Here is a 17,967-nt window from a genome sequence, read left to right on the forward strand (position 1 = left end):
CCATGTACGGGGCAAATGGCACGCAGGCCTATGCAAAAATTGGCGTTGAGAGCGCCGTAATGAGCGCCACGCAGCCGCAGCTGCTGACGCTGCTGTTTGATGGCGCTATCAGCGCCGTGGTGCGCGCACGTCTGTTTATGCAGGATGGCAACATCGCGGGCAAAGGCAGCGCTATCTCGAAAGCGATCAATATTATCGAAGCGGGCCTGAAACAGGGTCTGGATGAAGCCTCAGGCGATGAGCTGACGCTGAACCTTATCGGCCTTTACTCCTATATGGTCCGCCGTCTGGTTGAGGCAAACATCCGTAATGACGTGGCAGCGCTGGAAGAGGTTGAAACGCTGCTGCGCAATATCGCTGATGCCTGGAAAGAAGTCGCTTAATCTTAATTCTTAGGACGCTATGTTATGAATACTGCACCGCACCTGATGCTGGCTTATCAGCAGATCCTCACCCTCAGCCACGGCATGCTGCGCCACGCCAGCCGCGGCGAGTGGGACGATTTAATTACTCACGAAATGGATTACGTCAGTGCGGTGGAGCGTCTGGCGCAGAGTACGGAAACCACGCCGCCGTCAGGCCAGCTGCAGGAGCAGCTGCGTCCGGTATTGCGTCATATTCTGGATAATGAGAGCGAAGTTAAACGCCTGCTGCAGGCGCGCATGGATGAGCTGACGCGGCTGGTCAGCCAGTCCTCAGTACAGAAGTCGGTGATGCGCGCTTACGGTCAGCAGGGTGACGTCTGGCTGCCGCAGGCCTGAATACCTGCCCTCTCCCGCCGGGAGAGGGTCTCTTACTGCATTACTGTGCGGTATGCGCCGCAACCGGTTTCATCAGCTCTGGCTCAATATCCTGAATCACCGCCTCATCGGGCCGCTGCGCCATTTCCTCCAGCGCCTGCTGGCACTCCACGGTCGGCTGTTCCACTTTGCGTAAGCGCAGGCCATCATACTGCAGCTCACCGTTTTCCAGCATCAGCGGCATCACGCGCGACTGACGGTTGACGTTGACCCAGCGGTCGCTCAGGCGGGTCAGCTTGCCCGGTTTGGCAATGACGCGCTGCCACTGGCGGCAATCGAGCGTGTCGCCGTCGGCGGTGATAATCAGACTGCCCAGCGCCTGGCCGCTGATCAGCTTGCTCTGCGGCCCCACGGTCTGCCAGTTGCCCTGCAGCGCGGCCGGCGCCGGGGTTTTTACCGCATCACTGTAGCTGTTAATCTGCGCACACCCGCTGAGTGCGACGGCGGCCAGCACGATCCACTTTTTCATTTTGATTCCCTGTCCTCGCGTTAATGGCGGCTACGGTATAATTTTTCTCAGGCGTAAGGCAAGCAGTCTGCAGCAAAACCCGGCGCGCCTGACAACGCGGCAGGTTGCAGTTACACTATGCGCCGAGTTAACGACCCGGAACCGAGCATGAAAACCCCTGAAGAGTACTATAGCCTGGCGCGCAGCCTGTTTTTCACCGCCCACCCCACCTTTCAGGCCGCGCTGGATGAGCTGAGCGAAAGCGACGCCCGCGCGGCGAATATGTCACTGCGTGAACTGCGCGACTGGCATGCCGAACGGATCTACGCGGCCTTTATCCGGCAGAAAAAGCTGGATGGCATCCTGTTCTCTATTCAGCTCGCCGAGCCGGATAAGGCAGTGGCCGCAGAAGCGATTGAAGCCTACCTGAAGACGCACGCTGAGGCGCTGGGTATGACGTGGGAAGAGTTTTGTATAAAGAATGAGCTGTAGCGCTGCGCTATAGCCCGCAAAGTTGTACAACAGAAAATAAAGTTGTACAAATCCGTAATTTTGTATAAGTTACGCACCATGACAACCGTCAGGGATTGTCCCTTAACGAATGGTGCGTTTGCGCCACCTCTGGAAGTGGTGCTGGTTTTCCACTTCCAGAGGTTCATTTTTTCCCCGGCTTTTTCCGGCGCTTTTCCTCACTCCGCTGATGCGTACACTTTTTTCCGCCTGCACCGCCCGCACCCCTTGCTACTGTTTTTATTTACAGTAATATGATGCCCTGACCTTATTTGATGGATGGTTCTGATGTTTGTAGAGCTGATTTATGACAAGCGTAACGTCGCTGGCCTGCCCGGCGCGCGCGAGATGATTCAGGCTGAGCTCGAAAAGCGGGTACAGCGCGTGTTTCCGGAGGCTGAAGTGCGGGTAAAACCGATGGAGCGCAACGGAATCGACACCGATTTAAGCAAAAACGATAAAGCGACCGTTGCGCGCATTGTCGAAGAGATGTTTGATGAGGCGGATATGTGGCTGGTGGCCGACTAGGCCACCCTGCCGTGTGCGGTTAGCTCTCCTGCTCAATATGGTTAACCGCAATCTCTAAATCCTGAATAGTCTGGTCAATATTCTCCAGCAGTTTACTCTGCTCATTGATCAGCTGCTCAAATCGCCCTGCATACTCTTTATCTTTGTACTCGCCGGCATCAAACGCCAGCCAGTGTGCAGAGAGCGTTTCAGTGTTGGTCTGCGCGTAGTGACGCATCTCTTTAAGCTGTGAGGTAACATCGCGCAGGTACTCAGGTTTGGTTTTAATCGCTTCTGAATCGCTCATGCTATTTTCCTTTTTGCTTGTTTTGCCCGTTAAAATAACGTCTGAGTGATTAAAGATAGTCGATAATAGCGAAGCCGCATTAAGAATAGTCGGAAGTGGGTTTCAGGCCGGGGCTGACATCCCTGTCAGTACAGATGGCTGCGCATCAGAGGTATTTGCGCGCCAGCGTCATCAGTTCCGCTTTGGCTGCCTCCCCCAGCTGGCTCACGCCATGTTCAACAAACGTAAACGCCTGGACAAAATCTTTCACCCCGGCATCCAGCGCCGCCGCGGCCGGTGACGCACCCGCTGTCTGAGCAGGTGCTGCCACCTCTGCCGGCGCAGCATCAGCGCTGGCGGATGCCGTTGTCAGGGGATCGTCTGCCACAGGCTGTGGTGTTGCATCAGCCGCTACGCTCTCCTCTGGTGTCGCGGTGGCCTCTGCGCTTGTCGCCACCTCTTCCGTTACCGCCGGGCTGGCCGGTGCCGTCTCGTTAGCAAAGTTCTCCAGCGGAGAAACATCGTGTGGATCCGCTGCTGCTGCCGGGTTAACGCTCTGTTGTTCGCTCATGGTACTCTCCTTCTTTCGGGTTAACGATCGCCGCTGCCGTAGCCATACCGCGATCTGACGGGTAATACTCATCACTGCCTCCCTGCCGCTAGCTGCTGCGTTTAGCCGGTCTGGCCTTTTCACGCACCACTATTCCGTCAATTTTTAGCTGCAGGTCTGCCAGCTGTTCTGTCAATTCGGCCACCCGCGCTTCGCGGCGGTCAGAGATTTGCCGGTACTCTTCCCGGATATTTTCGACGCGCTGGTTGGCTTCATTGCTGACGTAGATAAACATCGCGGTCATGGCAATGCATATCAGCGATAACAGCAGCATCATTCCCCCCAGCAGCAGCTGACGCCGGTGATTTCTGATCGTGAATTCACTGTTTATCTGCACCATCACGGTTCTCCTCAAGCGTGGTAATCAGTTGATTGATCTGACTGCGAAATTTATCGCTGTGATCGGTCTCAGTCGTTGCCAGCAAAATGCCCAGCGCATTTTTTATCAGGCGCAGATCGGTCTCCAGCGAAGAGATGCGGCGCAAATTGCGATCGTGGCGAATGCGCAACTCATCATTCTCCTGCCGCATCAGCGCATGACTCTCTTTCAGTAACATCACCTGCTCTTTGTAACTGGTGATAATCTCCCCGCCTGCACGATTGCTGGTTACGATGGTTGCAATCCCGGCCAGTAATGGTTTCCAGAACACCGCTGCTGCACCACCGCCGAGAAGCAGTGCGCCAACGCTGGTGATGAGACTACTCTCCATGCCTTACCTCTCAGTACTGGCAAGGGCTCCGCCCGGAATACACTGACCTCCCCTTGCCAGTCATACGATCAGTGTATTTTAAGTTTACTTTAATCATTTAATTTAAGTATACTTAAGTAAACCTTTCAGGAGTTGTCAAGATGAAAAATCAGGAAACGCTAGGCCAGCGCATTCGCGAACGCCGTAAAATGCTGAAACTGACCCAGCAGCAGCTGGCGGCAGACGTCGGCGTCTCGCACGTGGCTATTTCACAATGGGAAAAAAATGAGACGCTGCCGCGTGGCGAGCATCTGCTCCGGCTGGCAGAGCTGCTGCAGTGCCCGGCGGCATGGCTGTTTGATGGTGAGGGGGAACCCTTTGCGGTTGTCAGCAGCCACAGCAGCGTGCGGGCTGTGCCGCTGCTGACACTGCAGCAGGTTACCGGCTGGCTGGATGAAACCCGCCTGCAGCTGCAGCGGGAAGCCGATCGCTTTCTCTACTGTGACAGTGCGGTAAGCGACAGCGCCGTCGCCGTCGCCGTTCAGCTGGACGATCGTTCCATGCAGCCAGCTTTTCTGCCCGGCGATCTGCTGATATTTGAACCCCGGCGCTCTGCAGCGCCCGGTGAGGTGGTGCTGGCGCTGTATGCCGGGCAGGCGCTGGTCAGAACGCTGCGCGTGCGTTCCCTTTCACAGAATGAAGAGCATTTTTTATTGCGCCCGGTGAATGAAGATTATCCCGTACTTAACACGGACAAACATGAGGTGCAGATTATCGGCGTACTGGCTGAAATGCGCCGGCATTATCACGCTGGCGGCCAGTAAAAAACCCGCACCGGCCCGCTACAGCGTATCGGTCAGGCGATCGATAACAATGCGGCCGGATGCATCCGTCTGGGTAATACGGTAGTTCACGTTCCATGAGCGGCGGGTGTTGAATTTGTCGCTCAGCACGACGCTCCCTTTTGCCCTGCCCTGGCTGTCTGTGATCTGCCAGCGGGTAATGGCTTCCCGATCGTCCTGGGATATCTGTTTGTCCTGCTCAATAAGACGATCTTCTGCTTCCAGTTTCAGGTAATCACGTAACATTTTATTCCTCCGGCTAAGGCGGCTTAAGATACGCTTTTTGTTAATCCATTCAATCGAAAATATTTATCGTTGATGCAGATTCATTTCGACCGATAGATAAATTGAATTGACCCCTGTTTTTCCGCTACGCTTATCAGATAAATCGGTAAATATTATGCTGATTTAGCTGTTGTGCGCTGGACATCCCGGCCGGTTCGACGGTTAATGTATGAGCTTAAATAACGTTCCGGCAGGACAATTGCATGCTGACCACTATTCTTTACCGCAGCCATCTTGATGAACACGTTCCCGTCAGAGTTCTTGAAGATATCGTGGCCCGCGCAAACACCAAAAATGCGCTGTCGGACATCACCGGCATTCTGTTATTTGACGGCCGGCATTTCTTTCAGCTTCTGGAAGGACCCGATTGCGCTGTCAGACATATCTATGATCGTATTCGCCAGGATGCCCGTCATCATAATCTGGTCGAGCTGATGCATGATTTCGCGCCGGCGCGCCGCTTTGGTAATACCGGTATGGAGCTGTTTGATCTGCGCCAGCATGAGAGAGGCCGCGTGCTGCAGGCCGTACTCGATAAAGGCACCTCGCGTCACCAGCTGACTTACGACGATCGTGCGCTGCAGTTTTTACGCACCTTTGTTGAGGCACGTGAAAAAGAGAACTATTTTGAAATCCCGCCGGCGAACACGTGGGAGTTTGTCGCGGATGAGTCGACGTTGTGTGAGCTGGACGATTTTCAGCACTCGATTCAGGATTGCCGCTTTGCTTTCCAGCCTATTGTTGATCCCTTTTCACGCCGTATTGCTGCCTATGAAGCGTTGATCCGCACGCCCACCGGCGGTGCGCCGGAAGAGTATTTTGCTGCTTTCGGCGGTGATGCTATTTACCAGGCAGATATTCAGTCAAAAAGCCTGGCCTTCAATCTCGCCAGCAAACTCGGCCTGGGGCAGCATACGCTCACCATCAATCTGCTGCCGATGTCCCTGGTCACCGTGCCGGATGCCGTGGATTTTCTGCTCGCAGAGATCCACGCCAGCGGCCTTATTCCTGAACAGATCGTGGTTGAAGTCACGGAGAATGAAATTATTTCGCGCGCTGATGCGTTCACGGCAGAAGTGCGGAAGTTAAAAGCTGCCGGTATCAGTCTGGCGCTGGATGATTTCGGTGCCGGCTTTGCCGGCCTCTCCCTGCTGGCAAAGTTTCAGCCTGATAAAATAAAAATCGATCGTGAAATTATCTGCGACGTCCATAAAAGCGGACCAAAACAGGCAATCGTCCACGCGATTATTAAATGCTGCGCCTCACTGGAAATTGCCGTGGTTGCCGAGGGCGTGGAAAAAGCGGAAGAGTGGATGTGGCTTGAGGCAGCCGGCATTAATCAGTTCCAGGGCTACCTGTTTGCGCGACCGGCGCTGAATGGATTCCCGTCAATTGCGTGGCCTGAAATCAGATAGCCTCAGTCTGAAGTGCATCTCTGGCAACAATTCACTGCGCCTGCAGCTGCTTTGCAGGCGCATCAAGCGGCTCGCTCAGAATGACATATTTCATCATTTCAAAGGTGCGCTGCGTCATCGGCACCGCGCTGCAGGGACGAAACCAGCCAAACTGCCGCTGATAGAACCATACCTCCGGATAGCGCTCACCATCTTTCACCCAGTAATATCCATCTTTCATAAGCCTGCTCGCCTCTGTTGCAGAACTGACATTCACTGCCGCCGTTCGCGACATCGTTAAGTGTAGCAGCTGTCACTCCGGACGGGATATATTGATACTCTGCTCGTCGTCCTGCCAGCTATCTGCAAAATAGATTTAATTTTAAAGCGCAGAGGATAATCTGCTGCGGTAATAGGCTGTTATAAATTACCTTCAACCCTGCAACGTTTTATTCCTGCAGTTCTTCGTAAATTATTACGCTGTTAATTATTTATCTTCATCGCTTATTTACTGGTTCAGCGCCCTGCTCAGGCTGAGCCCGCACGATAACAAGGCGTCTGAGATAGCGTCACGCCTGACCCTCTAACTTATACAGTCATCTTATATATGTATAAGTTATATTTTGACATTTCATGTGGTCGGATGAGATCCTGTATTTTTATTTTAAACCCATCTGTTTTCAAAAAGCCCGAATTTGTTCTGCCTGTCATGAGCTTACTCTGCGCAGAGCATTCTCTTTTGTATAAAAATAAGACGAAAGGCAATACATTTTTGCTGAGAGAAGCAGGATGCCAGACGCTTCTATACAGCCAGTGCAAACCTGTACAACTTTGAAAAACTGTACAACTTAGCCTGACTTTGTGTAAAGTGTGAAATCGATTTCGGCCGCTAAATTCAGGTCTGCCAGATAACGTTCGCGCTGTTCTGGTGCTGCGTTGCCGTTAATCGGGCAGCCTATGCAAGTGGCCATAAAAGCCGGATGACAGGTTTCTGCTGTGCCGTGCCTGATAAATGAAATTCAGATTCATAATGAACAGGAGCCCGGTTTCGATTAATGCAGATACGTATGTTGCGCAGAGGCAGAGGATATTCGGCGCCTCAAAAGGTAAGTTGTAAAATAAGCGAAGCGGTAAACAAGATTGATTATCGACTTTACCTGATACATCATTTTGCGGAAATTTAAGAAGGCGTGCCTTCATTCATTTCTGGAGAGCACTAATGGAAACGGGTTTTTACTGGGTGGGTAGCAGAACAACTGAGCCAGAAGTATGGTTCTGGGATGCGGGGCGCGGCTTTTACCGGCCGATGGAGCCGATACCTCTCTCTCTGGCGCGCTTTAAATCCGCGGGCTTTGTTCTTCTCAGCGAGAAACTGACGCCTCCTGAAGAGCGCTGACGGCACATTTTTCTGTGCAGAACGGCGCGCAATGCTGTTAAGCGCAGCGCAGCTGGACTATATTCCTCGCAGGAGGATAAGACGATGCAGGAAGGCTATTACTGGGTGGAGTCAGCCACAACGGAACCGGAAGTGTGGTATTACGCGGGAGAGCATAAACGGCAATGGTTTGGGCCAGGCAAAAATGAGCCGCTCGATGCTGATGCATTTACCAGTTCAGGTTATCGGGTTATCAGTAACCGGCTCTCGCTGACCTGAACGCTCTGAGCATAACCAGACGGCTGCTCAGCGCCATAAAAAAGCCAGCACCCGGTCTGGCTTTTTTATGGCCGCGCAAAAGCAGCCCTATAACGCTTCCCCCTCTGCTGTATACCTTTTGTTCTGCTGCTCTATTAATTTCACTGCGCCCCTGCTCCCTGGCGAAACCTGTGCCAGGCTTAACGGGTCGATTGACTTCAAGGAGAGTGACATGAACAAAACTACATGGGCTGCTGTAATGCTGTGTCTGAGCTTTGGCGCTTACGCTGAAAAAGGGGGATTTGAAGCGGGTGAAACGCCACCGCCGCAGCATAAAGAAGATGCAGGCTATAAAGGATCGGAAGATACCGGTCAGACGCGCGTGTCGCTGATCCGCGATTTCCGTCAGGGCGGGTATGTAACGCTTGAAGGTTACATTATCAAAAAAGTGGGCGATCACAGCTATCAGTTCCGCGACAGCTCAGGCACCGTACGTATCGATGCTCCTGCTGAAACCTTCAAAGGTAAAACCTATGACGCCACGGACAAAATCCGCGTCAGCGGTAAAGTTTATGGCAAAGGCGAGAGCGCGCACCTGAAAGTCGCCCGCATTGATGAACCCTGATACCAGGCTGAAAAATAACTGCCGATCGTCGCGATCGGCAGTGTTTTATCAGGCGCTGATTTGCCGGTAATACTGTACTGCGGTGTTTTTTCTGCTCTTGACCCGGTAACGCGCGTGGTTGATAACCGTGATCCACGAAGGATGAGCCGTATTGCGGCTGCAGCTATCGAGGATCGTCAGCAGCTCACCCCACATTTCGATTTGCACCATTTTATCAACGGCCATCTCCTCTTTCATCGCCTGAATAACTGCATCGACCTGATGTTTTACGTCGCTAAGATCTTCCCCTGTCTGGTGAGCGGCAGCAAGTTTACGGATTGCCAAAGCGTACACGTTGATACTGACCTGTTGTGAGTGCATGCGCACCTCTGTTGATTATTGGTCTGAGCATTAAAAGTAGCCTGACTTGCAGATTTCGCGCTGCGTTTAGCAAAATAAAATGGGCGCATAATCGTTGCCTGCTCCTGCCTGGTGACCAGCTCGTAAAATTTTTCTTTCAGCCCGGCTCGCGTGAAGGCTGCGCGTTTTGCTTCGCCCCCGGCTAACCTGCTGCTTATAAAGGAAATGATCGTTCTAAAAAATAGCGCAACTGTTTTGATGCATATCATCTACACGTACGACCACACAAAAGAGCGGCGAGATAGTTGTACAACTACAGAAATCTTGTATAACTTTATTGCAACGCGGCGGTCATGCATGGCTGCCACTGTCAGACAATAACACAGGCGATTTCCCCTTTTTTGTGAGGCTTAATATGAAACAGCTTGCTACCCCGGAGTCTCAGCTCAGCGACTATTTTAAAACTACCGGTGAACAGTATCTGAGTGAACGCGTCATCATCTCTGAAATCCGACTTGAGCTGACCACGCGCAAAATCCGCGTGACTAACAAAGATATCATTCTGGCACTGATCATGCGGCTTGAGGCGGAACAGGATATTGTGAAGCAGGATATCTACCGCAACGCGCTGGAGATTGTGATCCAGCGTACGCCCGAAGATATGGGCAACTGAAAGCCAGCGCAGGATAGATGAACAGGGACGTTATTTCGCGACCGGCAGATCGCCATAGCGCGTCGTGTAAAACGGAGACAGCATTTCCCGCTTCATCGCCCAGGGTTTCGCGATCCCCTGCCCTGCAAACCACAGCTGCCCCCTGCCTTCCTGGTTTACCTTATCCATCACCTGCATCAGGGCTGCGCTATTTGCACGCGGCTGAAACTCATCAAACAGGTTGAGCTGCGCCACGCCCTGACTGAAAAAATCGCCCAGCATCACGCCCGCTTTCATATATCTCCGGCCATCCAGCCAGATACGATCCAGGGCGTCTGTCGCGACACGGATAATATCCCGGCTGTCGCTGGTCGGGATCGCCAGCCTGCCGAGCGCCTGATTGCCGTAAAATATCTCATCGCTGGCGTGCGGACTGGTACGGATAAACACCGCTATTTGCCGGCAGTACTGGCGCTCTGTTCTCAGCTTCTCTGCGGCCCGCACCGCAAAGTTGCAGACAGCCTCGCGCATATCGCGATAATCAGTGATGCGTGAGCCGAAAGAGCGCGAGCACACTATTTGCTGTTTGCCAGGCGCTAACGCTTCCAGCTCCAGACAAGATTCACCGCGCAGCTCCCTGACCGTGCGCTCCAGCACCACGCTGAAGTGCCTGCGGATAACCCAGGGACTCTGGTCAGCCAGATCTTTAGCCGTCATCACGCCCATGGCGTTCAGCTTTTTACTGAGCCGGCCGCCTACGCCCCACACCTCCTCTACCGGCACCAGCGCCATAAGCTTGCGCTGTCGCTCTGCATCTGAAAGATCCACCACCCCGCCGGTTTTGGTCCACTTTTTGGCCGCATAGTTAGCCAGTTTTGCCAGCGTTTTAGTCTGAGCAATACCCACCCCGGTCAGCAGATGCATTTCCCGGTATATCCGCTGCTGGATCTCTCTGCCATACGCTTCCAGCGGCTTATAACGTCCAAAACCGGTCAGGTCCATGAACGCTTCATCAATTGAGTAGATTTCAACAGCGGTTGCCATCTCCTCAAGCGTGGTCATGACCCGGTCACTCATATCGGCATAGAGCGCATAGTTCGAGCTGAACACCCGCACATTGTGCCGCGTCAGTTCATCTTTCATTTTAAAATAGGGCGCGCCCATTTTGATGCCCAGCTTTCTGGCCTCAGCCGACCGGGCGATCACGCAACCATCGTTGTTACTCAGCACCACAACCGGCTCGCCTTTCAAATCTGGCCGGAATATCTTTTCACACGACGCATAGAACGCGTTAACGTCCACCAGCGCAAACATTTACGGGCCTATCGTCTTGATGGCGTGTCTGACCACACCAAAAATCTCAAACTGATCGGCGTCCTCAATCACAATGATCGCGTGCGCCGCATTCATGGGCCTGAGATGCAGGAATGGGCGCAGCATAAGCTGCTTAACCGTAAATTCACCACAGACCGAAGCGACTACCACATCACCGTGTCCGGCTTTGATTGAGCTGTCTACTACCAGCATATCGCCGTCGTTGATGCCCCCTTCAATCATTGAGTCACCGCTGACCTTAATGAAATATGTCGCGCTGGGATGCTGCACCAGCAGCCGGTTCAGGTCGATTCGCTGCTCAACGTAATCCTGAGCCGGTGAAGGAAAACCGCACGGAACGCGGCTGACGTAAAGCGGTAATTCAAGGATGGCGCGGATGTCCGCCGGGTGTAAAAGCTCCATATCCATGGTCTCAAAATGATTACTGTATATAAATACAGTAATAGCAGATCCCGTATACGATCAAGCAAATACGCCTGATGTTTTTGTAAAGCCTGAGCGGATAAGACAAATTGAGTGAATTACAGGCGTTAATCGATGAATGTTCACGCAGCTGGCTATCTGGCGCGCGAGCAGAATCATAAAATAAGCGTAGTGCTGAAAAAATTATTAACGTATTCACAATTTGCATAATCGAATATTTTTTCCAGGCTTAACAGGTAACCCTGATGACTAAGGAGAAGATATGCCGGATCAATACAAACAGTGCATCGAAGCCTGCTACCTGTGTGCAGCCGCCTGTGATAACTGTGCCGCTTCATGCCTTGAAGAGGAAAATCTGGAGATGATGCGCGAGTGCATCCGCATGGATATGCAGTGCGCGAATATCTGTCGTCTCGCGGCACAATTTATGACGCTGAAGAGCGAATTTGCACCCGCGCTCTGCCAGCTTTGTGCAGAGATCTGCCAGAAATGCGGCGATGAGTGCGGCCAGCATCAGCACGATCACTGCCAGGCATGCGCAAAAGCGTGTCATCACTGTGCAGAGCTGTGCCGTCAGATGGCCGCGTAATCGCAAAGCCTGAAAACCCGCTTACCGGCGGGTTTTGGGCGCGCCTCACCACAACAACATTATTCAGCAACTCTCACGCTATCAGACAAGTTAGTCAGCAGCGGCCTTTGCTGACTGATGGCCGGTATTCTGTGCGCTACCCTTTATAAGTGATTCTCTAATGTAGATTCGTTCATTTTTGATGAAAGAGCTTTTAGCCGGCAAATATTGCAGATATTTAACCGGGCTTTTTTGTATTTGGCATCTTCGGTAAAACTGAATCAGTTATCTGCTCTTAACCGCGTGCCGTGCAGGACAGCCGTGCAGGACATTAAAACGTTAATATAATCATCCTCGTCATCTTTCTGTCCCAGACTGACAGTGTGAATAACATTTTCTCGCTTCACTGCGCCGCTCTTTATTGCCCCCTGTAGATCTGACGTAATTTGCTATCCTATTCAATTTTTAATCACGCCTGATATATTCAGGAGCATAAGCTGCAACTCGGTAGAAAGCTGAAGCCCGGGTATGTCCCATCCTTGTCCTACCTTAGAACCATGCAACAAATAACCACATTTAAATTATATAGTTAACCTGACTAAACCTGCATATTCATAATATCGCTGTACGCACTCACCAGCTTGTTGCGTACCTGGATGCCCATCTGCATAGAGATAGAGGACTTCTGCAGATCAACCATGACGTCGTTGAGCTGCACGCCAGGTTTACCGAGCTCAAAATCCTGCGCCTGCGCGCGGGCGGTAGTCTGGGTTTCACTGATCTTATCGAGCGCCGCTTTCATGGTGGCACCAAAATCGAGCTGGCTGGAAGAGTGAGTATCCTTGCCGGCCGCCTGCAGTGAGGTCATCTGCAGCTGCTGCAGCACGCCATCTATTGCCTGAATTGACATCTTTATACCTCGCAGAAAAAGGGAGTGAATTTTTTACGCCTGCAAAGTTAGCACAGTGTCAATAGGACAAAGGCGCTAAATAGCCCCTAAAACCCCGGCTTATTCAGCCATCGAAGTGATGCGATTCATCAATAATGCCTGCCATAAGATTGGAATTTCATTTTTACCCTAAAGTTTTTGCGCTGCGGTCCGAAGGGGAACGCCCGTGCGGGGAGCTCACTCCGTCAGCTACCGCCGGCACTCTGCAGGCCAGCAGCGCAAATACCGGGTAGACGTATCAGGGAGTCTGTTTTGTTACCACAACTTACCCGGTCAATTATGTCAGGCAGGAATCGGTCATGAATGCGAGTGCAGCCGCTACACAGGAATCAGCAAAGAAAGGCATGTCAGACCTTTTCGCCCGCCTGCGCGCTAATCCGCGAATTCCCTTAATCATCGCCGCGGCCGCAGCCATTGCGGTTGTGCTGGCGCTGGTGCTCTGGGCCAAAGCGCCCGACTACCGCGTGCTCTATAACAACCTCTCTGATGAAGATGGTGGCGCCATTGTCACCCAGCTGACGCAGATGAACATCCCCTACCAGTTCGCCGAAAACGGCGGTGCCCTGATGGTGCCGGCTGATAAAGTGCATGAACTGCGCCTGCGCCTCGCGCAGCAGGGTCTGCCGAAAGGCGGCTCGGTAGGCTTTGAGCTGATGGATAAAGAGAAGTTCGGTATCAGCCAGTTCAGCGAGCAGATCAACTACCAGCGTGCGCTGGAAGGTGAGCTGGCACGCACTATCGAAACGCTGGGTCCGGTCAAGGGCGTGCGCGTGCATCTGGCGATGCCGAAACCTACCCTCTTCGTCCGCGAACAGAAAGCGCCGTCGGCTTCAGTGACGCTGACGCTGCAGCCTGGCCGGGCACTTGATGAAGGTCAGATCCAGGCGATTCAGCATATGGTCTCCAGCAGCGTGGCGGGCCTGCCGCCAGGCAACGTCACCGTGGTCGATCAGACCGGTCGCCTGCTGACCCGCTCCGACAGCGAAGGACGCGATCTCAACGACGCCCAGCTGAAATATGCCGCTGAAGTTGAAGCGCGTTATCAGCAGCGTATTGAAGCGATCCTGAACCCGATTGTTGGCCAGGGTAACGTGCATGCACAGGTTACCGCGCAGATTAACTTCGACCGCAGCGAACAGACGGATGAGAAGTATCAGCCAAACGCCAATCCGAACAACTCGGCGGTGCGCTCGCGTCAGACCAGCACCAGCGATCAGAACGGCAGCGCCTATCCGGGTGGCGTGCCTGGTGCGCTCTCTAATCAGCCGGCGCCCGCTAACAACGCACCGGTGACGAATCCACCGCAGCAGAATGCGGCTAATGCCCAGAACAATGCGGCGCAGAATGCCGGTACCACTACCAGCAGCGCTGGCCAGAGCAGTGGCCCGAGCAGCTCCAGCCGTAATGATACGGTGAACTATGAGCTCGATCGCTCAATCCGCCACACCAAACTCAACGTTGGCGACGTGCAGCGTCTGTCGGTCGCCGTGGTCGTGAACTACCGCGATGACGGTAAAGGCAAAGCGGTCGCGCTGAACGATCAGCAGATCAAACAGATTGAAGATTTAACCCGCGAAGCGATGGGCTATTCACAGACGCGCGGCGACAGCATCAATGTGGTGAACTCGGTCTTCAATACCACCGAGCCTGCGGGTGGCGATCTGCCGTTCTGGCAGCAGCAGTCGTTCTTCGATCAGCTAATGAGTGCCGGTCGCTGGCTGCTGGTGGCGCTGGTCGCATTTATCCTCTACCGCAAGCTGGTGCGTCCGCAGCTGCTGCGCAAACGCGAAGCGGAACAGGCCGCTGCAGAAGCCGTTGCCGCCCGCGCCGCTGCGCAGGAAGAGCAAGCCGCTTACAGCGTGCAGATTAATAAAGATGAGCTGGATCAGGAGCGGAAGTCTTCTAACCGCATGAGTGCCGAAGTGATGAGCCAGCGCATCCGCGATATGTCTGAAAACGATCCGCGCGTCGTGGCGCTGGTTATCCGTGAATGGATGAGTAACGAACTATGAGTCTGACCGGTACAGAAAAAAGCGCCATCCTGATGATGACTATCGGTGAAGAGCGCGCAGCTGAAGTGTTCAAACACCTGAACCAGCGCGAAGTGCAGCACCTCAGCGCGGCGATGGCCAATATGAAGCAGATATCGCACAAGCAGCTGACGGAAGTCCTGCGCGAATTCGAGGCCGACGCTGAGCAGTTTGCGGCGCTGAGCCTGAACTCCAACGATTACCTGCGCTCGGTACTGGTCAAAGCGCTGGGCGAGGAGCGTGCCTCCAGCCTGCTGGAAGATATTCTGGAAACGCGCGAAACCACCAGCGGTATGGAGACGCTCAACTTTATGGAGCCGCAGGCGGCCGCCGATCTTATCCGCGACGAACATCCGCAGATTATCGCCACTATCCTGGTGCACCTGAAGCGTGGTCAGGCGGCCGATATTCTGGCGCTGTTTGATGAACGCCTGCGTCACGATGTGATGCTGCGCATCGCCACCTTTGGCGGCGTTCAGCCAGCGGCGCTGGCGGAGCTGACCGAAGTGCTGAACAGCCTGCTGGATGGCACCAACCTCAAGCGCGCGAAGATGGGCGGCGTGAGAACCGCGGCCGAGATTATCAACCTGATGAAAACGCAGCAGGAAGAGGCGGTCATCGAAGCCGTACGCGACTTCGACGGCGAGCTGGCGCAGAAAATCATCGACGAGATGTTCCTGTTCGAGAACCTGGTGGAAGTGGACGACCGCAGCATCCAGCGTCTGCTGCAGGAAGTGGAGTCCGAGCAGCTGCTGATTGCGCTGAAAGGTTCCGAGCAGCCGCTGCGCGAGAAGTTCCTCAAGAACATGTCTGCGCGTGCAGCCGATATTCTGCGCGACGACCTGGCCAACCGCGGTCCGGTACGTATGTCTGCGGTAGAGAACGAACAGAAAGCGATTCTGCTGGTAGTGCGCCGTCTGGCAGAAGCGGGCGAAATGGTCATCGGTGCCGGCGAGGAAACCTATGTCTGATGCATTTTCTGCTCGCCCGTGGCAGCGCTGGCTGCCTGACGATCTGGCTGCGCCGCTGAGCAGCGTGCCCGACCTGCCGCCTGCTGAACATGACGCTGACGCCGTGGCGTTCAGCGAAGAGGATGAGCAGCGGCAGCAGCTGGAGCGGATGCAGCAGCAGATGCGCAAAGATGCGCAGACGCAGGGCTACAGCGAAGGCTATCAGAAAGGATTTGCGGAAGCGCAGCAGAATGGCTACGACGCCGGCTTTCAGCAGGGTCTGGCTGACGCACAGCAGCAGCAGGCGCCGCTGCAGGCGCGCATGCAGCAGCTGGTGACGGAGTTCCACCATACGCTGGAAGCGCTGGATAGCGTCATCGCCTCACGGCTGATGCAGCTGGCGCTGGAGGCCGCCCGTACCGTTATCGGTCAGGCGACGCAGGTGGATGGCAGCGCCCTGCTGCGGCAAATCCAGCAGCTGATCCAGCAGGAGCCGATGTTCAGCGGCAAACCGCAGCTGCGCGTGCATCCGGACGATCTGCAGCGCGTGGAGCAGACGCTCGGTCCCACGCTGGATCTGCATGGCTGGCGGCTGCTGGCTGACAGCACGCTGCACCCCGGCGGCTGCAAGCTCAGCGCTGAGGATGGCGATCTCGACGCCAGCGTGGCCACCCGCTGGCAGGAGCTGTGCCGCCTGGCGGCACCGGGAGCACTCTGATGACGTCTCGCCTGTCGCGCTGGCTTGGCGCACTCGACTCTTTTGAACAGCGTATCAGCCAGGTGCAGTCCGTACGGCGCTATGGGCGCCTGACGCGGGCCACCGGCCTGGTGCTGGAAGCGACCGGGCTGCAGCTGCCGCTGGGCGCAACCTGCATTATCGAACGCCATGATAACGGCCATATCACTGAAGTAGAGAGTGAAGTGGTGGGTTTTAACGGACAAAAGCTGTTTCTGATGCCGCTGGAAGAAGTTGACGGCATTTTACCCGGCGCTCGCGTCTATGCGCGAATGAACGGCGATCACAGCGGCAAACAGCTGCTGCTGGGACCGGAGCTGCTGGGTCGCGTGCTGGACGGCAGCGGCAAGCCGCTGGATGGACTGCCCGCACCGGAAACCGGCTATCGCGCACCGCTGATCACCCCGCACTTTAACCCGCTGCAGCGCACGCCTATTCATGACGTGCTCGACACCGGGGTACGTGCCATTAACGCCCTGCTGACGGTGGGACGCGGTCAGCGTATGGGCCTGTTTGCCGGTTCCGGCGTGGGCAAATCGGTGCTGCTCGGCATGATGGCGCGCTATACCAAAGCCGATGTCATTGTGGTTGGCCTGATTGGCGAGCGCGGCCGCGAAGTTAAAGAGTTTATCGAAAACATTCTGGGTGCCGAAGGCCGCGCCCGCTCGGTGGTGATCGCCGCGCCGGCCGATGTCTCTCCGCTGCTGCGCATGCAGGGTGCCGCCTACGCCACGCGCATTGCGGAAGATTTCCGCGATCGCGGTCAGCACGTGCTGCTGATCATGGACTCGCTGACGCGCTATGCGATGGCGCAGCGTGAAATTGCGCTGGCCATTGGTGAGCCACCGGCAACCAAAGGCTATCCCCCTTCCGTATTCGCCAAGCTGCCGGCGCTGGTGGAACGGGCGGGTAACGGCATCGACGGCGGCGGTTCAATCACGGCGTTTTATACCGTGCTGACCGAAGGTGACGACCAGCAGGATCCGATCGCTGACTCCGCGCGCGCCATTCTGGACGGCCACATCGTTCTGTCGCGCCGGCTGGCGGAAGCGGGCCACTACCCGGCAATCGATATCGAAGCGTCAATCAGTCGCGTAATGACGTCGCTGATTGATGAAACGCATTACGCCCGGGTGCGGCAGTTTAAGCAGCTGCTGTCAAGCTATCAGCGTAACCGCGATCTGGTGAGCGTCGGCGCCTATGCCGCCGGCAGCGATCCAATGCTGGATCGGGCCATTACGCTCTATCCGCAGATGGAAGCGTTTCTGCATCAGGGAATTTTTGAACGCAGTGAATACGATGACGCCTGCCTGCACCTGCAGACGCTGTTTGGTTAACGTGGTTATCAGACGAGGC

The 17,967-nt window shown here is 54.7% G+C and carries 26 protein-coding genes; 15 read left to right on the plus strand and 11 right to left on the minus strand.

What is annotated here, in order from left to right; translation table 11 throughout:
* The first annotated feature begins 2 nt into the window (after positions 1-2).
* The gene (fliS, locus tag B4M48_RS11075; RefSeq protein ID WP_283340797.1) at positions 3-383 is read left to right on the plus strand and encodes a flagellar export chaperone FliS; all 381 of its coding nucleotides are present in this window, start codon (positions 3-5) and stop codon (positions 381-383) included.
* Positions 384-407: 24 nt separating this feature from the next.
* Positions 408-761 carry a flagella biosynthesis regulatory protein FliT gene (fliT, locus tag B4M48_RS11080; protein WP_071667947.1) on the plus strand — a complete coding sequence of 118 codons (354 nt, stop codon included), beginning with the start codon at positions 408-410 and terminating at the stop codon, positions 759-761.
* A gap of 40 nt (positions 762-801) precedes the next feature.
* Here fliT and yedD read toward each other — a convergent pair whose 3' ends face one another.
* Positions 802-1,269: a lipoprotein YedD gene (yedD, locus tag B4M48_RS11085; RefSeq protein ID WP_283340798.1), complete on the minus strand. Its 468-nt coding sequence runs from the start codon at positions 1,267-1,269 to the stop codon at positions 802-804.
* Between the two features lie 147 nt (positions 1,270-1,416).
* Between yedD and B4M48_RS11090 the strand changes: the two genes are divergently transcribed.
* Both B4M48_RS11090 and B4M48_RS11095 read left to right on the plus strand, forming a co-directional pair.
* Entirely contained in the window at positions 1,417-1,740 is a 324-nt protein-coding gene (locus B4M48_RS11090) for a DUF6388 family protein (protein WP_039385062.1), read from the plus strand.
* Positions 1,741-2,046: 306 nt separating this feature from the next.
* A complete protein-coding gene (locus B4M48_RS11095; protein WP_039385064.1) occupies positions 2,047-2,286 on the plus strand; it encodes a DinI-like family protein in 240 nt (79 codons plus the stop codon).
* A 19-nt stretch (positions 2,287-2,305) separates the two neighbouring features.
* Here B4M48_RS11095 and B4M48_RS11100 read toward each other — a convergent pair whose 3' ends face one another.
* From B4M48_RS11100 to B4M48_RS11115, 4 genes are all read right to left on the minus strand, one after another.
* The gene (locus B4M48_RS11100) at positions 2,306-2,572 is read right to left on the minus strand and encodes a hypothetical protein (RefSeq protein WP_039385065.1); all 267 of its coding nucleotides are present in this window, start codon (positions 2,570-2,572) and stop codon (positions 2,306-2,308) included.
* A gap of 145 nt (positions 2,573-2,717) precedes the next feature.
* On the minus strand, positions 2,718-3,122 hold the full coding sequence (locus B4M48_RS11105; protein WP_288656699.1) for a hypothetical protein: 405 nt from the start codon (positions 3,120-3,122) through the stop codon (positions 2,718-2,720).
* An 88-nt stretch (positions 3,123-3,210) separates the two neighbouring features.
* Positions 3,211-3,501: a hypothetical protein gene (locus B4M48_RS11110; protein WP_052246503.1), complete on the minus strand. Its 291-nt coding sequence runs from the start codon at positions 3,499-3,501 to the stop codon at positions 3,211-3,213.
* Positions 3,482-3,871 carry a hypothetical protein gene (locus tag B4M48_RS11115; protein WP_039385067.1) on the minus strand — a complete coding sequence of 130 codons (390 nt, stop codon included), beginning with the start codon at positions 3,869-3,871 and terminating at the stop codon, positions 3,482-3,484. Before B4M48_RS11115 ends, B4M48_RS11110 begins: the two co-directional genes overlap by 20 nt.
* A gap of 140 nt (positions 3,872-4,011) precedes the next feature.
* Between B4M48_RS11115 and B4M48_RS11120 the strand changes: the two genes are divergently transcribed.
* Positions 4,012-4,674 carry a helix-turn-helix domain-containing protein gene (locus tag B4M48_RS11120; protein ID WP_288656701.1) on the plus strand — a complete coding sequence of 221 codons (663 nt, stop codon included), beginning with the start codon at positions 4,012-4,014 and terminating at the stop codon, positions 4,672-4,674.
* An 18-nt stretch (positions 4,675-4,692) separates the two neighbouring features.
* On the opposite strand, the gene B4M48_RS11125 is transcribed toward B4M48_RS11120, so the two are convergent.
* Complete coding sequence (locus B4M48_RS11125) at positions 4,693-4,938, minus strand: hypothetical protein (RefSeq protein WP_288656704.1); 246 nt, start codon at positions 4,936-4,938, stop codon at positions 4,693-4,695.
* A 242-nt stretch (positions 4,939-5,180) separates the two neighbouring features.
* Between B4M48_RS11125 and B4M48_RS11130 the strand changes: the two genes are divergently transcribed.
* Positions 5,181-6,392 carry a diguanylate phosphodiesterase gene (locus B4M48_RS11130; RefSeq protein WP_250340890.1) on the plus strand — a complete coding sequence of 404 codons (1,212 nt, stop codon included), beginning with the start codon at positions 5,181-5,183 and terminating at the stop codon, positions 6,390-6,392.
* A 31-nt stretch (positions 6,393-6,423) separates the two neighbouring features.
* Here the strand turns inward: B4M48_RS11130 and B4M48_RS11135 are convergent, their stop codons facing one another.
* Positions 6,424-6,612 carry a hypothetical protein gene (locus B4M48_RS11135; RefSeq protein WP_039385080.1) on the minus strand — a complete coding sequence of 63 codons (189 nt, stop codon included), beginning with the start codon at positions 6,610-6,612 and terminating at the stop codon, positions 6,424-6,426.
* A 978-nt stretch (positions 6,613-7,590) separates the two neighbouring features.
* Between B4M48_RS11135 and B4M48_RS11140 the strand changes: the two genes are divergently transcribed.
* The 3 genes from B4M48_RS11140 to B4M48_RS11150 all read left to right on the plus strand — a co-directional run bounded on the left by B4M48_RS11140 (position 7,591) and on the right by B4M48_RS11150 (position 8,629).
* Positions 7,591-7,767 carry a hypothetical protein gene (locus B4M48_RS11140; protein WP_158086436.1) on the plus strand — a complete coding sequence of 59 codons (177 nt, stop codon included), beginning with the start codon at positions 7,591-7,593 and terminating at the stop codon, positions 7,765-7,767.
* 84 nt (positions 7,768-7,851) lie between these two features.
* The gene (locus tag B4M48_RS11145) at positions 7,852-8,025 is read left to right on the plus strand and encodes a hypothetical protein (RefSeq protein WP_158448521.1); all 174 of its coding nucleotides are present in this window, start codon (positions 7,852-7,854) and stop codon (positions 8,023-8,025) included.
* A 211-nt stretch (positions 8,026-8,236) separates the two neighbouring features.
* Positions 8,237-8,629, plus strand: coding sequence for a YgiW/YdeI family stress tolerance OB fold protein (locus B4M48_RS11150; RefSeq protein WP_039385083.1), 393 nt, complete (start codon positions 8,237-8,239; stop codon positions 8,627-8,629).
* A 48-nt stretch (positions 8,630-8,677) separates the two neighbouring features.
* Here B4M48_RS11150 and B4M48_RS11155 read toward each other — a convergent pair whose 3' ends face one another.
* Positions 8,678-8,989: a hypothetical protein gene (locus tag B4M48_RS11155; protein WP_039385086.1), complete on the minus strand. Its 312-nt coding sequence runs from the start codon at positions 8,987-8,989 to the stop codon at positions 8,678-8,680.
* Positions 8,990-9,383: 394 nt separating this feature from the next.
* Here B4M48_RS11155 and B4M48_RS11160 point away from each other — a divergent pair, with 394 nt between their 5' ends.
* Positions 9,384-9,641, plus strand: coding sequence for a biofilm development regulator YmgB/AriR family protein (locus B4M48_RS11160; RefSeq protein WP_065649031.1), 258 nt, complete (start codon positions 9,384-9,386; stop codon positions 9,639-9,641).
* A gap of 30 nt (positions 9,642-9,671) precedes the next feature.
* Here the strand turns inward: B4M48_RS11160 and umuC are convergent, their stop codons facing one another.
* Both umuC and umuD read right to left on the minus strand, forming a co-directional pair.
* Positions 9,672-10,934 carry a translesion error-prone DNA polymerase V subunit UmuC gene (gene umuC / locus B4M48_RS11165; protein WP_288656707.1) on the minus strand — a complete coding sequence of 421 codons (1,263 nt, stop codon included), beginning with the start codon at positions 10,932-10,934 and terminating at the stop codon, positions 9,672-9,674.
* Positions 10,935-11,357 (minus strand): translesion error-prone DNA polymerase V autoproteolytic subunit, encoded by a 423-nt coding sequence (gene umuD / locus B4M48_RS11170; RefSeq protein WP_071668089.1) that lies wholly within the window; start codon positions 11,355-11,357, stop codon positions 10,935-10,937.
* A 283-nt stretch (positions 11,358-11,640) separates the two neighbouring features.
* On the opposite strand from umuD, the gene B4M48_RS11175 reads away from it, so the two are divergent.
* A complete protein-coding gene (locus tag B4M48_RS11175) occupies positions 11,641-11,967 on the plus strand; it encodes a four-helix bundle copper-binding protein (protein WP_039385116.1) in 327 nt (108 codons plus the stop codon).
* Positions 11,968-12,544: 577 nt separating this feature from the next.
* Here B4M48_RS11175 and fliE read toward each other — a convergent pair.
* Entirely contained in the window at positions 12,545-12,856 is a 312-nt protein-coding gene (gene fliE / locus B4M48_RS11180) for a flagellar hook-basal body complex protein FliE (protein ID WP_039385118.1), read from the minus strand.
* A gap of 338 nt (positions 12,857-13,194) precedes the next feature.
* Here fliE and fliF point away from each other — a divergent pair, with 338 nt between their 5' ends.
* The 4 genes from fliF to fliI are packed head-to-tail and all read left to right on the plus strand — an operon-like array spanning position 13,195 to position 17,948.
* Positions 13,195-14,907, plus strand: a complete 1,713-nt coding sequence (gene fliF / locus B4M48_RS11185) for a flagellar basal-body MS-ring/collar protein FliF (RefSeq protein WP_283340801.1) — start codon at positions 13,195-13,197, stop codon at positions 14,905-14,907.
* Positions 14,904-15,896 carry a flagellar motor switch protein FliG gene (gene fliG, locus B4M48_RS11190; protein WP_039385125.1) on the plus strand — a complete coding sequence of 331 codons (993 nt, stop codon included), beginning with the start codon at positions 14,904-14,906 and terminating at the stop codon, positions 15,894-15,896. Before fliF ends, fliG begins: the two co-directional genes overlap by 4 nt.
* Positions 15,889-16,593, plus strand: a complete 705-nt coding sequence (gene fliH / locus B4M48_RS11195) for a flagellar assembly protein FliH (protein ID WP_039385128.1) — start codon at positions 15,889-15,891, stop codon at positions 16,591-16,593. Before fliG ends, fliH begins: the two co-directional genes overlap by 8 nt.
* On the plus strand, positions 16,593-17,948 hold the full coding sequence (fliI, locus tag B4M48_RS11200; protein ID WP_039385131.1) for a flagellar protein export ATPase FliI: 1,356 nt from the start codon (positions 16,593-16,595) through the stop codon (positions 17,946-17,948). Before fliH ends, fliI begins: the two co-directional genes overlap by 1 nt.
* The last annotated feature ends 19 nt before the right edge of the window (positions 17,949-17,967 follow it).

The organism is Pantoea sp. UBA6567 (assembly GCF_002434165.1).
Taxonomy (GTDB): domain Bacteria; phylum Pseudomonadota; class Gammaproteobacteria; order Enterobacterales; family Enterobacteriaceae; genus Pantoea; species Pantoea eucrina.

Excerpts from the sequence above, each read along its gene's own strand:
- fliS (WP_283340797.1), top strand. The coding sequence starts at position 3 with ATGTACGGGGCAAATGGCACGCAGGCCTATGCAAAAATTGGCGTTGAG.
- fliT (WP_071667947.1), top strand. The coding sequence starts at position 408 with ATGAATACTGCACCGCACCTGATGCTGGCTTATCAGCAGATCCTCACC.
- yedD (WP_283340798.1), bottom strand. The coding sequence starts at position 1,269 with ATGAAAAAGTGGATCGTGCTGGCCGCCGTCGCACTCAGCGGGTGTGCG.
- B4M48_RS11090 (WP_039385062.1), top strand. The coding sequence starts at position 1,417 with ATGAAAACCCCTGAAGAGTACTATAGCCTGGCGCGCAGCCTGTTTTTC.
- B4M48_RS11095 (WP_039385064.1), top strand. The coding sequence starts at position 2,047 with ATGTTTGTAGAGCTGATTTATGACAAGCGTAACGTCGCTGGCCTGCCC.
- B4M48_RS11100 (WP_039385065.1), bottom strand. The coding sequence starts at position 2,572 with ATGAGCGATTCAGAAGCGATTAAAACCAAACCTGAGTACCTGCGCGAT.
- B4M48_RS11105 (WP_288656699.1), bottom strand. The coding sequence starts at position 3,122 with ATGAGCGAACAACAGAGCGTTAACCCGGCAGCAGCAGCGGATCCACAC.
- B4M48_RS11110 (WP_052246503.1), bottom strand. The coding sequence starts at position 3,501 with ATGGTGCAGATAAACAGTGAATTCACGATCAGAAATCACCGGCGTCAG.
- B4M48_RS11115 (WP_039385067.1), bottom strand. The coding sequence starts at position 3,871 with ATGGAGAGTAGTCTCATCACCAGCGTTGGCGCACTGCTTCTCGGCGGT.
- B4M48_RS11120 (WP_288656701.1), top strand. The coding sequence starts at position 4,012 with ATGAAAAATCAGGAAACGCTAGGCCAGCGCATTCGCGAACGCCGTAAA.
- B4M48_RS11125 (WP_288656704.1), bottom strand. The coding sequence starts at position 4,938 with ATGTTACGTGATTACCTGAAACTGGAAGCAGAAGATCGTCTTATTGAG.
- B4M48_RS11130 (WP_250340890.1), top strand. The coding sequence starts at position 5,181 with ATGCTGACCACTATTCTTTACCGCAGCCATCTTGATGAACACGTTCCC.
- B4M48_RS11135 (WP_039385080.1), bottom strand. The coding sequence starts at position 6,612 with ATGAAAGATGGATATTACTGGGTGAAAGATGGTGAGCGCTATCCGGAG.
- B4M48_RS11140 (WP_158086436.1), top strand. The coding sequence starts at position 7,591 with ATGGAAACGGGTTTTTACTGGGTGGGTAGCAGAACAACTGAGCCAGAA.
- B4M48_RS11145 (WP_158448521.1), top strand. The coding sequence starts at position 7,852 with ATGCAGGAAGGCTATTACTGGGTGGAGTCAGCCACAACGGAACCGGAA.
- B4M48_RS11150 (WP_039385083.1), top strand. The coding sequence starts at position 8,237 with ATGAACAAAACTACATGGGCTGCTGTAATGCTGTGTCTGAGCTTTGGC.
- B4M48_RS11155 (WP_039385086.1), bottom strand. The coding sequence starts at position 8,989 with ATGCACTCACAACAGGTCAGTATCAACGTGTACGCTTTGGCAATCCGT.
- B4M48_RS11160 (WP_065649031.1), top strand. The coding sequence starts at position 9,384 with ATGAAACAGCTTGCTACCCCGGAGTCTCAGCTCAGCGACTATTTTAAA.
- umuC (WP_288656707.1), bottom strand. The coding sequence starts at position 10,934 with ATGTTTGCGCTGGTGGACGTTAACGCGTTCTATGCGTCGTGTGAAAAG.
- umuD (WP_071668089.1), bottom strand. The coding sequence starts at position 11,357 with ATGGAGCTTTTACACCCGGCGGACATCCGCGCCATCCTTGAATTACCG.
- B4M48_RS11175 (WP_039385116.1), top strand. The coding sequence starts at position 11,641 with ATGCCGGATCAATACAAACAGTGCATCGAAGCCTGCTACCTGTGTGCA.
- fliE (WP_039385118.1), bottom strand. The coding sequence starts at position 12,856 with ATGTCAATTCAGGCAATAGATGGCGTGCTGCAGCAGCTGCAGATGACC.
- fliF (WP_283340801.1), top strand. The coding sequence starts at position 13,195 with ATGAATGCGAGTGCAGCCGCTACACAGGAATCAGCAAAGAAAGGCATG.
- fliG (WP_039385125.1), top strand. The coding sequence starts at position 14,904 with ATGAGTCTGACCGGTACAGAAAAAAGCGCCATCCTGATGATGACTATC.
- fliH (WP_039385128.1), top strand. The coding sequence starts at position 15,889 with ATGTCTGATGCATTTTCTGCTCGCCCGTGGCAGCGCTGGCTGCCTGAC.
- fliI (WP_039385131.1), top strand. The coding sequence starts at position 16,593 with ATGACGTCTCGCCTGTCGCGCTGGCTTGGCGCACTCGACTCTTTTGAA.